Consider the following 14,765-nt stretch of genomic DNA (forward strand, 5'->3'; position numbering starts at 1 on the left):
CGGCTGTGGAAGATCGTGCACCTCGGATAACATTTGCCGTGCGACAACAATTGCTAAGGTGGATGGAATGAACACCAGTGAGTCCGAGGCCCGGTTGCGCGTCAGCGCCGCCCTGCGCGAGCAGGGGGAGAAGGTGGCCGACCGGTGGGTGAAGCTCCAGGCGGAGCGCGCGGTCCTGGAGACCGGCATCACCGAGGCGGAGCTGAACGAGGAAGCCGACTCCTTGGTCGAGGCGCTCCTCGCCGGTCTCGAAACCGATTACCCCGTACAGGACGTCGTGGCCTCGCACCCCGGGCTGCGGCAGGCCGTGACGGACCTGTCGCTGCGCCGCGCCAGAGGCGGCGCGACCCCCACGGCGACCTCCCTCGCCGTCCTCGCGCTGAAGGAAGCCCTCCTGGAGGCGGTCCAGCACGAGACGCGGGACGTCACCGCCCTCTACGAGGCCGCGCTGTTCATCAACCGGCTGCTCGACACCGCGGGCGCCATGTCCTTCGAGATCTACGTCGAGGGCCGCGAGGAGATCATCCGGCGCCAGAGCCGCCAGCTCCTCGAGGTGTCCACCCCGGTGGTGCGCCTGTGGGACCGCGTGCTCGCCGTGCCGCTGATCGGCACGCTGGACACCACCCGTACGCAGGTCGTCATGGAGAACCTGCTGCAGGCCATCGAGCGCGACGAGGCGCAGGTCGCCATCATCGACATCACCGGTGTGCCCACGGTGGACACCGCCGTCGCCCACCACCTGATGCAGACGGTCAACGCGGTACGCCTGATGGGCGCCGACTGCGTGATCAGCGGCATCCGGCCGCCGATCGCCCAGATCATCGCGCAGCTCGGCATCGACCTGTCGGCGATCCTGACCCGCGCGACGCTCGCCGACGCCCTCGCCGCGGCCATCCCGCTGCTCACCGACCAGACGGTGCACCGGGCCTCGCTCACGGAGACACGGTGACCGCCCCCTTGAGCGGCGTTCCGATCCTGCGCCTCGGCGACGTCCTCGTCACCGGGCTGCTCAACGAGCTCGACGACAAAGCGGCCATCGCCTTCACCGAGGAGCTGACCGAGCGCATCATCGCCGACCGGGCGCGCGCGATCCTCATCGACATCTCCCGGCTCGAGATCATCGACTCGTTCGTGGCCCGCACGCTGATGGAGCTCACGACCACGGCACGGCTGCTCGGAGCGCGGGTCATAGTGGCCGGCATGCGCCCCGCGGTCGCGATCACCCTGGTGGAACTGGGGCTTCAGCTCTCCGGCGTGGAGACCACGCTCAACGCGGAGCAGGGCATGATCGCCCTGGGCTGGCAGCCCGCCCCCCGACCCCCAAAGGGGGGACCCGTTGTCCCTCTACGGTGATCTCCAGAAGACGTCCACCCGTCCCCTCCCCGGCCCCGCGTCCCCCGCCCCCGGCGAGAGCGTCACGGAGAGCGGCGCCCAGCGCGCCGAGCACGCCATCCGCGCGGAGGAGGACCTGCTCGCCGTGCGGCACGCGGTCCGGGAAGCGACCGTCCGTGTCGGCTTCGGACTCGTGGACCAGACACGCATCGTCACGGCCGCCAGCGAACTCGCCCGCAACGCCTACGTGCACGGCGGCGGGGGCACCCTCGCCCTCGAAGTGGTGCGGCAGGGCGGCCGTCGCGGGCTGCGGCTCTCGGTGAGCGACCAGGGACCGGGCATCGCCGACCTCGACCAGGCCCTCACCGACGGCTACACCACCGGCGCCGGACTGGGGCACGGCCTGGGCGGCGCACGCCGCCTCATGGACGAGTTCCAGGTGCGGTCCACCCCGGGCCGGGGCACCACCGTCACCGTGCTGCGCTGGATCGGACCACGGTGAACACCGCCACGGCGGCCCGCACTCTGCACATCGCCATCGACCACCCCAGCGCCGTGCAGAGCGCGGCCGACCACGCCCGGGCGCTCGCCGCCGGGATGCCCGGCGCCCTGCCCGACCAGGCGGCCGTGCTCGCCAGCGAGCTGGCCAGCAACATCGTCAAGCACGCCCGCAACGGCGCGCTGTTCGTCCAGCACTCGCCGCTCGGCGAGGGCCTGGACGTCATCGCGGTCGACAGCGGCCCCGGCATGCCCGACGTCGCCCTCAGCCTCACGGACGGGTACAGCACCACCCGGACCATGGGCGCGGGCCTGGGCGCGGCCCGCCGGATCGCCACCGAGTTCGCCATCCGCTCCGAGGCCGGGCTCGGCACCCTCGCGCACGCCCGCCTCGCGGGACCGGACGCGCCGCGCACCGCCGCCGCGCCCGGCGCGCTGTGCCTGCCCGCCTTCGGCGAGACCGCCAGCGGCGACGGATACGCCGTCGCCGAGCACGGCGGGGCCCGGACCGTCCTCGTCATCGACGGGCTCGGCCACGGACCCGAGGCCGCCGAGGCCGCCCAGCGCGCCGAACGCACCTTCCTCGCCCACCCCGCGGCCCCGCTCGCCGACGTCCTCACCGCCCTGCACAAGGCGCTGCGCCACACCCGCGGCGCCGCCGTGGCCGTGCTGCGCGTCACCGCGGGGCGGGCCGAGTTCTGCGGCATCGGCAACGTCCGCGGCGCCGCCCTCACGCCCGAGGGCATCCAGCACCAGTTCACCGGCCAGGCCGGCATCGTCGGCTACACCCTGCCCGCGCCCCGCAGCCGGTTCGTGGAGCTGTCCGAGCACACCACCCTGGTCCTGTACACCGACGGCATCGACCACCGGTGGACGCACGCCCCCACCACCGCGCGTCTCACGCTGCCCCCGGTGCTGCTCGCGGCCTCCCTGGCCCACAGCCACCGCCGCGTGCGCGACGACGCCACCGTCCTGGCCCTCGGCCCCCACCTGGGAATGAGATGACCCGCGAAACCTTCCGTACGCTCACGGCCCTGCGGCACACCGTACGAAGCATCGCCCTGGGGCACCGGCTGCCCGCCGACGACCGGGCCCGGCTCGTGCTCTCGCTGAGCGAGGTGGCCGCGGGGGCCCTCGGCGGCGGCCGTCCCGTCACGCTGCTCAGCCGGCGCGAGACGGACGCGGACGGCGCCCACCGGCTCACCCTCGCGCTGCGTCTGCCGCGCCAGAACCCGGGACCCGGGGTGGCCACCGACAGCCTGCCGCTGCGCGCGCAGGCCCAGCCGGACGGCACGTTCGTGTGGGACCTCCCGCTGCCGCCCGCCGGAGCGCAGGGCCGCCCCGCGGCCACCCCCGCCGCGGCCGCCCACGGCGGCGAGGCCGACATCGCCCTCCTGGAGGAGGAGCTGCGCGCGGCCCTCGCCCGCGCCGACGCCCTGGCCGACGACCACCGACGGCTCAAGCACGAACTGGCCGAGACCAACAGCGGGGTCCTCGCGCTCTACGTACAGCTGGAGGAGCGCGACGAGCAGCTGCGCACCGCGCACGGCCGTACGCTGCGCGCCCTGGAGGACGCGCTGCGGCCCAGGCCGCTGCACGTGGACGGTCTCGAACTGGCCGTGCACTACGCGCCCGCCAGCGACGACGCGCCCACCGGCGGCGACCTGTACGACTGGTTCACCCTGCCGGACGGCACCGTGCACATCACGGTCGTCGACGCGCTCGGGCACGGGATAACGAGCACGCGCACCGCGCTGACCGTCACGCACGCCGTGCGGACCCTCGCCCTCGAAGGGCATCCGCTGGAGAGCATCGTCGAGCGCACCGACGGCATCCTGGCGCCCTTCGACCAGAGCGTGATGGCGACGCTCCTGCTGGCCAGGCTCGACCCCGCCGACGGCACGCTCACCCTGGCCAACGGCAGCCACCCGCCCGCCTTGGTCGCCCGGGCGGACGGCGGCGCCGACTACCTGGAGGTGCGCGGGCGCGGCATCGGCTTCCCGCTGCCCGGCAGCGAGCGCGTCCTGACCACGCACCTCGGCGTCGACGACGTCCTGCTCCTGTACACCGACGGCCTGACCGAGAGCCGCCGCGACCCCTGCGAGGGCGAGGTCCGGCTCAAGGAGGCCCTCTGCCGCCACCGGGCACGCACGACCGAGCAGATCCCCGGCCGGGTGGCCGAGGACCTGCTCAGTGAGGTGCTGCACCAGGACGACACGCTGGCGATCGCGGTGCGGCGACGCGGCTAGGCCGCCGCGGCGGTCCTAGTCCGTGACGTCGATGCGGCCGTTGACGGCGGCCGGCGCCGCGGCCGCCTCGGGGGCCGGGGCCACCGTCCTGCCGCCGGTGATGCCCTTGAGGAGCTCGGCGAGGTCGACTCCCGTGGTGGAGTTGAGGAGTTCGACGCCCTGCGCGACGTTGTCGGCCACCGCGCGCGACAGCTGACTCGCGCCGTCCGTCGAGATCACCGTCATCTTGTCCACCGCGCTGAGCGGCTCCGACGCCTTGGCGACCACGCTCGGCAGCACCTCGACGAGCATCTGCAGGACGGCCGCGTCCCCGTACTGCGCGAACGCGTCGGCCTTCTTGCGCATCGCCTCGGCCTGCGCGGCGCCCTTCGCGCCGATCGAGGCGGCCTCCGCCTCGCCCTCCAGGCGGACGGCGTCGGCGAGCGCCGCGCGGTGCGCCTTCTCGCCCTCACCGGTCAGGCGCGACCGCTCCGCGTCCGCCTCGGCCTGCTTGACCAGGGCGATCCTGCGGGCCTCCGCCTCCTGCTCGGCCTGGTAGCGGGCGGCGTCGGCCGGCTTGCGGACCTGGGTGTCCAACTCGCTGTCGGTGAGCGCCGCCTGGCGCTTGGCGACCTTCTCCTGCTCGGTGAGCACGTCCTGCTGGCGCGCCGCCTCGGCGAGCGGGCCCGCCGCGCTCGCGCGCGCCGCGGCCTCGTCCGTCTCGGCCTTGATCTCGGCCTGCTTGAGGTAGAAGGTCCGCTGGGCGATCGCGATCTCCTCCTCGGCCTTCAGCCGCGCCTGCTCGGCGGCCCGGCGCGCCACCGCCTCGGCGATGTCCGCCTCCTGCCGGGCACGGGCGGCCTCGGGGCGGCCCAGGTCCTCCAGGTAGGAGCCCTCGGTGGTGATGTCCTGGATCTGGAAGGCGTCGAGGACGAGGCCCTGCCCGGACAGGCTCGCCTCGGCCTCCTCGGCGACCTGACCGGCGAACGCGGCACGATCCCGGATGATGTCCTCGACCGACATGCGGCCCACGATGGAGCGCAGCGCGCCGGACAGGACCTCCTGGGTGAAGCCGACGATCCCGTCCTGCTGGACGAGGAACCGCTGGGCCGCGGCCCGTATCGAGTCCTCGGTGCCGCCCACCTTCACGATGGCGACGCCCTCCAGGTTCGCCTTCACGCCGCGCAGGGTGACCGCGCCGCGCACCGCGATCGGGATGTGCCGCGAGGACAGGTCGAGGGTGAACTTCTGCTGGACGAACGGGACGACGAAGACGCCGCCGCCGACCACGACCTTCTGGCCGCTGTTGTCGGTCATGACCCGGCCGGTGTCCGGGTCGGTGGACGTCTTGCCGCGGCGCCCGGTGACGATGAAGGCCTCGCTGGGCCCCGCGACCTTGTAACGGGTGATGACGACGAGCGCCAACAGGACGAGGAGTACGACGACTCCGACGACGGCGGTCAGGACTGGACTCATGGTGCGTTCCCCCCTGCCACCCGGGGACGGCAGATCGGTGACATGACGTGTGGCGGTCGACGTGCGGTCGACGTGCGGACGGCGGGCCGGGGCGCGGTCAGCGCTCCACGGGCCGCACCGCCACCGAGGTCGGCGACAGGGCCGCGTCGACCCAGATCTCGGTGCCCCGCGCCACGGCGGTGGTGCTGCGGGCCGCGTACTTCACGGGCTGGCCCGCGAGGCGCAGCAGCACCTCGCCGTAGCCGTCCGCCGGGATCGCGGTGACCACGGAGCCCGCGGTGCCCACCAGGTCGTCGCCGCGCGGTGTGCGGGCCGTCTGGTCGCGCATCAGGGCGCGGGTCAGCTTCCAGGTGGCCCACCCCGCCGCGGTGCCCGCGCAGGCCCCCGCGGCGGTGGCGGCGCCCGCGCCGAGCCCGGTCGTGCCGAGCACGAGCGCGCCGCCGAAGCCGAGCATGGACACGAACCCGGCGACGACCGGCAGCGAGAGGAGCCCGTCGAAGAGGCCGTCCAGCGCGCCCGCTCCGCCGAAGAGCCCTTCCAGGACCCCGTCGAGGAGCAGCGAGAGGGCCAGCAGGACGATGCCCGCGATGCCGAGACCCAGAAAGATCGTCATCGGACCACTTCCCCCGTTCCTGCCGCCCACCCCGGTACGGGGCGATGGTGGCACGGGCGTGCGGAGCCGGTCATTGCCGGATTCCGGCAATCTTTACGCGTCTTTGATGCCGGTCGTCCTTGACGGCGGACCGGGGACCGGACGTCCCGGGCCGAGGAATGCCGACTAGGCTGCCGCGCACGATGACCCGTTACGCGATGCCCGCCGACTGGCCCACCGACGAGCAAACGGCACGCGCCGTCCAGGACGCTCTGCGCACCCGCGTCGTGCTCGACGAGCCGGGCCCGCCGCCCGGCACCGGACACGTGACCGGGGTGGACGTGGCCTACGACGACGAGCGGGACGTCGTCGCCGCGGCCGTCGTGGTCCTGGACGCGGCCACGCTCGACGTGGTCGAGGAGTCGACGGCGGTCGGCACGGTGACCTTTCCCTACGTACCGGGCCTGCTGGCGTTCCGGGAGATCCCGACCGTCCTCGCCGCGCTCGCCGGACTGCGGGCCGACCCCGGCCTGGTCGTCTGCGACGGCTACGGCATCGCCCACCCGCGCCGCTTCGGCCTCGCGAGCCACCTCGGCGTCCTGACGGGGCTCGCGACGGCGGGCGTCGCCAAGAACCCCTTCACCTTCACGTACGAGGACCCCGACGACGTGCGGGGGAGTGCCGCACCGCTGCTGGACGGCGCGGAGGAGGTCGGCCGCGCGCTGCGCACCCGCGCGGGGGTGAAGCCGGTCTTCGTCTCCGCGGGCCACCGGGTGAGCCTGGCCAACGCCTGCGCGCACGTGCTGCGGCTGACGCCGCGCTACCGCCAGCCGGAGTCCACGCGCCGCGCGGACGCGCTCTGCCGCTCGGCGCTGCGGACGGCCACCGGGAGCTGACCGCCGTCGGACCGGGTGTCCGCGGGGGTTCCCCGCCGCGCGCCCGGCCCGCCACAGGGCCTGCGGTTCCATGGTCAGCGGGGCGTACGGCACCGGGTTGAAAGATCAAATGAGGGGCGGGTTAGCATATGAGCGCCGCCTAGCTCGAAAGATACTCCTGTGACTGTCAATGACGACTCGTTCACCAACTGGAAGAACCGCGAGGAGATCGCGGAGTCGATGATCCCCGTCATCGGGAAGCTGCACCGCGAGCGGGACGTCACGGTCCTGCTGCACAGCCGCTCCTTGGTGAACAAGTCGGTGGTCAGCATCCTCAAGACGCACCGGTTCGCCCGGCAGATCGCCGGCGCGGAGCTCTCGGTCACCGACACGCTGCCGTTCCTGCAGGCCCTCACCACGCTCGACCTCGGGCCGTCGCAGATCGACCTCGGCATGCTCGCCGCGACGTACAAGAACGACGACCGCGGTCTGACGGTCGAGGAGTTCACCGCGGAGGCCGTCGCCGGCGCCACCGGCGAGAACAAGATCGAGAGCCGCGAGGGGCGCGACGTCGTCCTCTACGGCTTCGGCCGCATCGGCCGCCTCGTCGCCCGCCTGCTCATCGAGAAGGCGGGCTCCGGCAACGGACTGCGGCTGCGTGCCGTCGTCGTCCGCCGGGGCGGCGAGCAGGACATCGTCAAGCGCGCTTCCCTGCTGCGCCGCGACTCGATCCACGGCCAGTTCCAGGGCACGATCACCGTCGACGAGGCGAACAGCACGATCATCGCCAACGGCAACGAGATCAAGGTGATCTACGCCAACGACCCCTCGGAGGTCGACTACACGGCGTACGGCATCAAGGACGCCATCCTCATCGACAACACCGGCAAGTGGCGCGACCGCGAGGGGCTCTCCCAGCACCTGCGCCCCGGTGTCGACAAGGTCGTCCTGACCGCCCCGGGCAAGGGCGACGTCCCGAACATCGTGCACGGCGTCAACCACGACACGATCAAGCCGGACGAGCAGATCCTGTCCTGCGCCTCCTGCACCACCAACGCCATCGTGCCGCCGCTCAAGGCGATGGCCGACGAGTACGGCGTCGTGCGCGGCCACGTGGAGACGGTCCACTCGTTCACCAACGACCAGAACCTCCTGGACAACTACCACAAGGCCGACCGCCGCGGCCGCTCCGCGCCGCTCAACATGGTCATCACCGAGACCGGCGCGGCCTCCGCCGTCGCCAAGGCGCTGCCCGACCTCAAGGCGCCCATCACCGGCAGCTCGATCCGGGTGCCGGTGCCGGACGTCTCGATCGCGATCCTCAGCCTGCGGCTCGGCCGCGAGACCGACCGCGAGGAAGTCCTCGACTACCTCCGCAACGTGTCGCTGACCTCGCCGCTCAAGCGCCAGATCGACTTCACCAGCGCCCCCGACGCGGTCTCGAACGACTTCATCGGCTCGCGGCACGCCTCGATCGTCGACGCCGGCGCCACCAAGGTCGACGGCGACAACGCCATCCTCTACCTCTGGTACGACAACGAGTTCGGCTACTCGTGCCAGGTCATCCGGGTCGTCCAGTACGTCTCCGGCGTGGAGTACCCGACCTACCCGGTGCCGGTGGCTTGAGGCTCCGCTTCCGGATGTTGTCGGCGAAGTGCCCCGCACGCTGTGTGCGGGGCACTTCGCCGTCCCGGCGGCCTGCGCGCCGGGGCGCCTAGCGCACCGCGGCCACGCGGAACGAGATGCCGGTGGCGCGCAGCCGCTCGGTCAGCGCGTCGCCCATCGCCGTGGCCGTGGTGACCTGCCCGGCCGTCGGCGGCAGGTCGTCGAGGGCCAGGCACAGCGCCGACTCGCCGAGCATCCGTGCCGTCTCGTCATACCCGGGATCGCCGCCCGACACCTCGGTGAACACCCGCTTGCCGCCGCCCTCGCCGACGAACCGCACCGAGAACCACGACGCGGCCCGGCGGGCCTCGCTCGGCCCGTCGCCGGGCTTGAGCCGGTCGGACAGCCAGCGCCGCGCGGGCGGGAGCTGGGCGACGGCCGCCAGACCGCCGACCGCCAGCGTGCCGCCGAGCACCACGGGCAGCCGCTTGACGGCCGCGTAGTGCCGGTAGCGGAAGTCGGGACCGTACCGCTCCAGGGCGCGCGCCGAGCGCTGCACCACCTGCGGGTCGATCGTCGGCAGCGGCAGGGCCCACGCGCCGACCTCGCCCGCGTACCGCGGCGCGCCCGGCGGTGCGTACGCCTTGCGGTCCACCAGGCGCGGCTCGTGGTGCCGCCGGTCCTTCGCGGCGGCCAGCATCTGCGGGCCCCGGGCGAACTGGTTGAGCGCCGAGGCGAAGGTGCCGCCGGAGAACCGCGCGCCGACCCGGACGAACCCGTCCACGCGCAGCGGCACCCCTTCGGGCAGTTGCCGCACGGTGAAGTACGCGCCCAGGTCGTGCGGGACGGAGTCGAAGCCGCAGGAGTGCACGAGCCGGGCGCCGGTCTCCCGCGCGCGTGCGTCGTGCCGCACGTACATGAGGTCGACGAACTCCGGCTCCCCGGTCAGGTCCACGTAGTCCGTGCCCGCCTCGGCGCAGGCCGCGACGAGCTCCTGTCCGTACGTCAGGTAGGGGCCCACCGTGGAGGCGACCACGCGCGCGTGGGCGGCCATGTCCCGCAGCGACGCGGTGTCGGACACGTCGGCCCGGACCAGCGGGAGTTCGGCGCACGCCGGGTTGACGGCGGCGAGCCGTTCCCGCAGCGCCGCCAGCTTCGTCGTGTCGCGCCCCGCGAGGGCCCAGCGCACCCCCGCGGGGGCGTGGGCGGCCAGATGCTCCGCGGTGAGCACTCCCACGAAGCCCGTCGCCCCGAAGAGCACGATGTCGTACGGGCGATCACTGTTCCTGGTGTTGGGACCGGTCATGGCACCTCTCCGCCGTTCGCCCCGCGCAGTTGTCGGTGGCCGAGGCTAGCGCGGGGACGGCCGGCCGCGGTCGGGTGGTCCCCGCAGAATTGTCTAAGCGCTTGCTCTCCAGGGCTTGTGCCCAGTGGAACACGTTCTTAGCATCACTGGTGTTACATCAGTTGTGTCATAGTGCTGGGGGCTCAATGGCAGTGCCGGGCAAGGGCGTTCAAGGGCCACTCGCCGGAGTGCGCGTGGTGGAGCTGGCGGGCATCGGGCCCGGCCCGTTCGCCGCCATGCTGCTGGCCGATCTCGGGGCCGACGTCGTACGCGTCGACCGCCCCGGCGGCAGCGGCCTCGCGATCAATCCCGAGTACGACGTGACCAACCGCAACAAGCGCTCCGTCGTCGTCGACCTCAAGTCCGACGAGGGCCCGGCCCGCGTCCTCGACCTCGTCGAGCGCGCCGACGTCCTCATCGAGGGCTACCGGCCCGGCGTGGCCGAACGCCTCGGTGTCGGCCCCGACGCCTGCCACGCGCGCAACCCCGGGCTCGTCTACGGCCGGATGACCGGCTGGGGCCAGGAGGGACCGCTCGCCCCGCGCGCCGGGCACGACATCGCGTACATCGCCGTCACCGGCACGCTCGGCATGATCGGCAACCCCGACGAACCGCCCGCGATCCCCGCGAACCTCGTGGGCGACTACGCGGGCGGCTCGCTCTACCTCGTCGTCGGCATCCTCGCCGCGCTGCACCACGCGCGCGTGCACGGTGCCGGACAGGTCGTGGACGCCGCGATCGTCGACGGTGCGGCGCACCTCTCCACGATGATCCACGGCATGCTGGCGGCCGGCGGCTGGCAGGACCGGCGCGGCGCCAACCTCCTGGACGGCGGCTGTCCCTTCTACGGCACCTACGAGACCGCCGACGGCGGCCACATGGCCGTCGGCTCCCTGGAGCAGCAGTTCTACGACGAGTTCATCGCGCTGCTCGGCCTCGCCGACGTCGCCCCCGCCCGCAAGGACCTGGCCCGCTGGGGCGAGCTGCGCGCGGCCGTCGCCGCCCGCTTCAAGGAGCGGACGCGCGAGGAGTGGACGGCCGTCTTCGAGGACTCCGACGCGTGCGTGGCACCCGTGCTGTCCCTGCGCGAGGCGCCCGGCCACCCGCACCTCGCCGCCCGCGGCACCTTCGTCGAGCACGGCGGCATCACCCAGCCGGCCCCCGCCCCCCGCTTCTCCGCGACCCCCACGCGGATCGCCTCCGGGCCCGCGCAGCCCGGCGCCGACACCGCGGAGGTGGCCCGCGACTGGGACGTACCGGCCCTCGCGCCGCCCCTCGAGGAAGAGGAGGACCACTGATGCAGATCTCGTCACCGCTCGCCTACGCGGCCGACCCGCGCGAGGCGGCCGACGGCGTGGCGGCCCTGGAGGCGGCCGGCCTGGACGCCGTGTGGGTCGCGGAGGCCTACGGCTTCGACTCGCCCACGGTCATGGGCTACCTGGCCGCCCGCACCGAGCGCATGAAGATCGGCGCCGCCATCCTCAACGTCTACTCCCGCACCCCCGCCCTGATCGCCCAGACCGCCGCCGGTCTCGACGCGATCTCGGGGGGACGCGCGATCATCGGCCTCGGCGCCTCCGGGCCGCAGGTCGTCGAGGGCTGGCACGGCAAGGCGTACGACAAGCCGCTCGGCCGCACCCGGGAGACCATCGAGCTGACCCGGCGCATCCTGCGCCGCGAGGTCATCGAGCACTACGGCATCACGGACATGCCGCTGCCCCCGGAGAAGGGCGGCAGGCTCGGCAAGCCCCTGAAGATCCTCAACCGGCCGGTGCGCCCCGAAGTCCCGCTGTACGTCGCCTCCCTGGGCCCCGCCAACGTCCGGATGACCGCCGAGATCGCCGACGGCTGGCTGCCCACCCTCTTCATCCCGGAGAAGGCGCAGGAGGTGTGGGGCGCCGCGCTGGCCGAGGGCGGGGCGCAGCGCGACCCGGCGCTCGCGCCGCTGGAGACCGTCGCCGGGGGACTGCTCGCCATCGGCGACGACGCGGCGGCCGTGCGCGACCTCGCCCGCCCCCAGATCGCCCTCTACGTGGGCGGCATGGGCGCCAAGGGGAAGAACTTCTACAACGACGTCGCGGTCGCGTACGGCTACGGGAAGGAGGCCGCGCGCATCCAGGAGCTCTACCTGTCCGGCCGGAAGAAGGAGGCCGAGGCCGCCGTCCCGGACGAGTTCTGCGAGCTCATGTCGCTGTGCGGACCCGAGGGGTACGTGCGCGAGCGCGTCGAGGCCTTCCGGGCCGCCGGCGTCACCATGCTGAACGTCATTCCCGTCGGCCCCGAGCCGGCCACGCTGATCGAAACCGTCAAGGGCTGGCTCTGACCGGGCCGCAGGAGGCCACGTACTGATGAAGCGGCAGATCTTCTCCGCCGAGCACGACGCGTTCCGCGAGACCGTGCGCACCTTCCTCGCCAAGGAGGTGCTCCCGCACTACGAGCAGTGGGAGAAGGACGGCATCGTCTCCCGCGAGGCCTGGCTCGCGGCCGGCCGCCAGGGGCTGCTCGGCCTCGCCGTCCCCGAGGAGTACGGCGGCGGCGGGAACGCCGACTTCCGCTACTCCGCGGTCCTCGCCGAGGAGTTCACCCGCGCGGGCGCCGCCGGGCTCGCGCTCGGCCTGCACAACGACATCATCGGCCCCTACCTGACCTCGCTCGCCACCGACGAGCAGAAGCGGCGCTGGCTGCCCGGCTTCTGCTCCGGCGAGCTCATCACCGCCATCGCGATGACCGAGCCCGGCGCGGGCTCCGACCTCCAGGGCGTCCGCACCAGCGCCGAGGACCACGGCGACCACTGGGTGCTCAACGGCTCCAAGACGTTCATCTCCAACGGCATCCTCGCCGACCTGGTGGTCGTCGTCGCCAAGACCTCGCCCGAGGGCGGCGCGCACGGCCTGTCCCTGCTGGTGGTGGAGCGGGGGATGGCCGGCTTCGAGCGCGGCCGGAACCTCGACAAGATCGGCCAGAAGTCCCAGGACACCGCCGAGCTGTTCTTCCACGACGTCCGCGTGCCCAAGGAGAACCTGCTCGGCGAGCTGAACGGCGCCTTCATCCACCTGATGACGAACCTCGCGCAGGAGCGCATGGGCATCGCCGTCGCCGGGATCGCCGCCGCCGAGCACCTCCTGGACATCACCACGACGTACGTCAAGGAGCGCGAGGCGTTCGGCAGGCCGCTGGCCAAGCTGCAGCACATCCGCTTCGAGATCGCCGAGATGGCCACCGAGTGCGCCGTCACCCGCACGTTCCTGGACCGGTGCATCGTGGACCACGCGAACGGGGAACTCGACGCGGTGCACGCGTCGATGGCGAAGTGGTGGGCCACCGAGCTGCAGAAGCGCGTCGCCGACCGCTGTCTGCAACTGCACGGCGGCTACGGCTACATGACGGAGTACCGCGTCGCCAAGGCCTTCACCGACGGACGCATCCAGACCATCTACGGCGGCACGACCGAGATCATGAAGGAGATCATCGGCCGCTCCCTCCTCGGCTGACCCGCACCCTCCCGCACCCCCGCCGACCCTCACCCTCCCGCACACCCCCGAAAGGCTCACGCGTGACCACCGAAGCGTACGTATACGACGCGATCCGCACCCCGCGCGGACGCGGCAAGGCCAACGGCGCCCTGCACGGCACCAAGCCGATCGACCTGGTCGTGGGCCTGATCCACGAGATCCAGGCCCGCTTCCCGAACCTGGACCCGGCCGCCATCGACGACATCGTCCTCGGCGTGGTGGGCCCCGTCGGCGACCAGGGCTCCGACATCGCGCGGATCGCCGCCATCGCCGCGGGTCTGCCCGACACGGTCGCGGGCGTCCAGGAGAACCGCTTCTGCGCCTCGGGTCTGGAGGCGGTCAACCTCGCCGCCATGAAGGTCCGCTCGGGCTGGGAGGACCTCGTCCTCGCGGGCGGCGTCGAGTCGATGTCGCGGGTGCCGATGGCCTCCGACGGCGGCGCGTGGTTCAACGACCCGATGACGAACTTCGAGACCGGCTTCGCGCCGCAGGGCATCGGCGCCGACCTGATCGCCACCGTCGAGGGCTTCTCGCGGCGCGACGTCGACGAGTACGCCGCCCTCTCCCAGGAGCGCGCCGCCGCGGCCTGGAAGGACGGCCGCTTCGCCCGGTCCGTCGTGCCGGTCAAGGACCGCAGCGGCCTCGTCGTCCTCGACCACGACGAGCACCTGCGCCCCGGCACCACCGCCGACTCCCTCGCCGGGCTCAAGCCGTCCTTCAAGGACATCGGCGACCTGGGCGGCTTCGACGCCGTCGCGCTGCAGAAGTACCACTGGATCGAGGAGATCGACCACGTCCACCACGCGGGCAACTCCTCCGGCATCGTCGACGGCGCCTCGCTGGTCGCCATCGGCACCAAGGAGGTCGGCGAGCGGCACGGGCTCACCCCGCGCGCACGCATCGTCTCCGCGGCCGTCTCCGGCTCCGAGCCGCTGATCATGCTGACCGGGCCCGCGCCCGCGACCCGCAAGGCGCTCGCCAAGGCCGGCCTCACCATCGACGACATCGACCTCGTCGAGATCAACGAGGCGTTCGCCGCGGTCGTGCTGCGCTTCGTCAAGGACATGGGCCTGTCCCTGGACAAGGTCAACGTGAACGGCGGCGCGATCGCGTTGGGCCACCCCTTGGGCGCCACCGGCGCGATGATCCTGGGGACGCTCGTGGACGAGCTGGAGCGCAGGGACCTCCGGTACGGGCTCGCGACGCTGTGCGTGGGCGGAGGCATGGGCATCGCCACGATCGTCGAGCGGCTGTAGGGCCCCTCACCGCCGGGGCTCGGGGTGCGTCGCCGACCGCGGGCGT

At 72.9% G+C, this 14,765-nt stretch carries 14 protein-coding genes; 11 read left to right on the top strand and 3 right to left on the bottom strand.

Translation table 11 applies throughout. The features are described from left to right. Positions 1 to 67 precede the first annotated feature (67 nt). The 5 genes from ACFYXE_RS07235 to ACFYXE_RS07255 are packed head-to-tail and all read left to right on the top strand — an operon-like array spanning position 68 to position 4,079. Positions 68 to 949: an STAS domain-containing protein gene (locus ACFYXE_RS07235; RefSeq protein ID WP_389309839.1), complete on the top strand. Its 882-nt coding sequence runs from the start codon at positions 68 to 70 to the stop codon at positions 947 to 949. Beyond that, a complete protein-coding gene (locus ACFYXE_RS07240; RefSeq protein WP_389309841.1) occupies positions 946 to 1,353 on the top strand; it encodes an STAS domain-containing protein in 408 nt (135 codons plus the stop codon). The genes ACFYXE_RS07235 and ACFYXE_RS07240 overlap by 4 nt, the downstream gene beginning before the upstream one ends. Further along, positions 1,337 to 1,834, top strand: a complete 498-nt coding sequence (locus ACFYXE_RS07245; RefSeq protein ID WP_389309843.1) for an anti-sigma regulatory factor — start codon at positions 1,337 to 1,339, stop codon at positions 1,832 to 1,834. Before ACFYXE_RS07240 ends, ACFYXE_RS07245 begins: the two co-directional genes overlap by 17 nt. Beyond that, on the top strand, positions 1,831 to 2,835 hold the full coding sequence (locus ACFYXE_RS07250; protein ID WP_389309846.1) for a SpoIIE family protein phosphatase: 1,005 nt from the start codon (positions 1,831 to 1,833) through the stop codon (positions 2,833 to 2,835). The genes ACFYXE_RS07245 and ACFYXE_RS07250 overlap by 4 nt, the downstream gene beginning before the upstream one ends. Continuing rightward, positions 2,832 to 4,079 carry a PP2C family protein-serine/threonine phosphatase gene (locus ACFYXE_RS07255; RefSeq protein ID WP_389309849.1) on the top strand — a complete coding sequence of 416 codons (1,248 nt, stop codon included), beginning with the start codon at positions 2,832 to 2,834 and terminating at the stop codon, positions 4,077 to 4,079. The genes ACFYXE_RS07250 and ACFYXE_RS07255 overlap by 4 nt, the downstream gene beginning before the upstream one ends. Positions 4,080 to 4,094: 15 nt before the next feature. On the opposite strand, the gene ACFYXE_RS07260 is transcribed toward ACFYXE_RS07255, so the two are convergent. After that, complete coding sequence (locus tag ACFYXE_RS07260) at positions 4,095 to 5,534, bottom strand: flotillin family protein (protein ID WP_389309851.1); 1,440 nt, start codon at positions 5,532 to 5,534, stop codon at positions 4,095 to 4,097. Positions 5,535 to 5,631: 97 nt separating this feature from the next. Continuing rightward, on the bottom strand, positions 5,632 to 6,147 hold the full coding sequence (locus ACFYXE_RS07265) for a hypothetical protein (protein ID WP_389309854.1): 516 nt from the start codon (positions 6,145 to 6,147) through the stop codon (positions 5,632 to 5,634). Positions 6,148 to 6,329: 182 nt separating this feature from the next. Here ACFYXE_RS07265 and ACFYXE_RS07270 point away from each other — a divergent pair, with 182 nt between their 5' ends. Together ACFYXE_RS07270 and ACFYXE_RS07275 are read left to right on the top strand one after the other, a co-directional pair. Beyond that, on the top strand, positions 6,330 to 7,022 hold the full coding sequence (locus ACFYXE_RS07270; protein WP_389309857.1) for an endonuclease V: 693 nt from the start codon (positions 6,330 to 6,332) through the stop codon (positions 7,020 to 7,022). Between the two features lie 159 nt (positions 7,023 to 7,181). Beyond that, complete coding sequence (locus ACFYXE_RS07275) at positions 7,182 to 8,627, top strand: glyceraldehyde-3-phosphate dehydrogenase (protein WP_361174445.1); 1,446 nt, start codon at positions 7,182 to 7,184, stop codon at positions 8,625 to 8,627. Positions 8,628 to 8,715: 88 nt separating this feature from the next. Here ACFYXE_RS07275 and ACFYXE_RS07280 read toward each other — a convergent pair whose 3' ends face one another. Then, positions 8,716 to 9,912: a saccharopine dehydrogenase family protein gene (locus ACFYXE_RS07280; RefSeq protein ID WP_389309860.1), complete on the bottom strand. Its 1,197-nt coding sequence runs from the start codon at positions 9,910 to 9,912 to the stop codon at positions 8,716 to 8,718. A gap of 185 nt (positions 9,913 to 10,097) precedes the next feature. Between ACFYXE_RS07280 and ACFYXE_RS07285 the strand changes: the two genes are divergently transcribed. The 4 genes from ACFYXE_RS07285 (at position 10,098) to ACFYXE_RS07300 (ending at position 14,719) form a co-directional block, all read left to right on the top strand. Further along, complete coding sequence (locus ACFYXE_RS07285) at positions 10,098 to 11,249, top strand: CaiB/BaiF CoA transferase family protein (RefSeq protein ID WP_389309863.1); 1,152 nt, start codon at positions 10,098 to 10,100, stop codon at positions 11,247 to 11,249. Beyond that, positions 11,249 to 12,274: an LLM class F420-dependent oxidoreductase gene (locus ACFYXE_RS07290; RefSeq protein ID WP_389309865.1), complete on the top strand. Its 1,026-nt coding sequence runs from the start codon at positions 11,249 to 11,251 to the stop codon at positions 12,272 to 12,274. The genes ACFYXE_RS07285 and ACFYXE_RS07290 overlap by 1 nt, the downstream gene beginning before the upstream one ends. Before the next feature lie 25 nt (positions 12,275 to 12,299). Further along, positions 12,300 to 13,442, top strand: a complete 1,143-nt coding sequence (locus tag ACFYXE_RS07295) for an acyl-CoA dehydrogenase family protein (protein ID WP_361174456.1) — start codon at positions 12,300 to 12,302, stop codon at positions 13,440 to 13,442. 62 nt (positions 13,443 to 13,504) lie between these two features. Then, complete coding sequence (locus ACFYXE_RS07300; protein ID WP_361174459.1) at positions 13,505 to 14,719, top strand: acetyl-CoA C-acetyltransferase; 1,215 nt, start codon at positions 13,505 to 13,507, stop codon at positions 14,717 to 14,719. The last annotated feature ends 46 nt before the right edge of the window (positions 14,720 to 14,765 follow it).

This window comes from Streptomyces sp. NPDC002564 (genome assembly GCF_042889645.1).
In the GTDB taxonomy this organism is placed as follows: domain Bacteria; phylum Actinomycetota; class Actinomycetes; order Streptomycetales; family Streptomycetaceae; genus Streptomyces.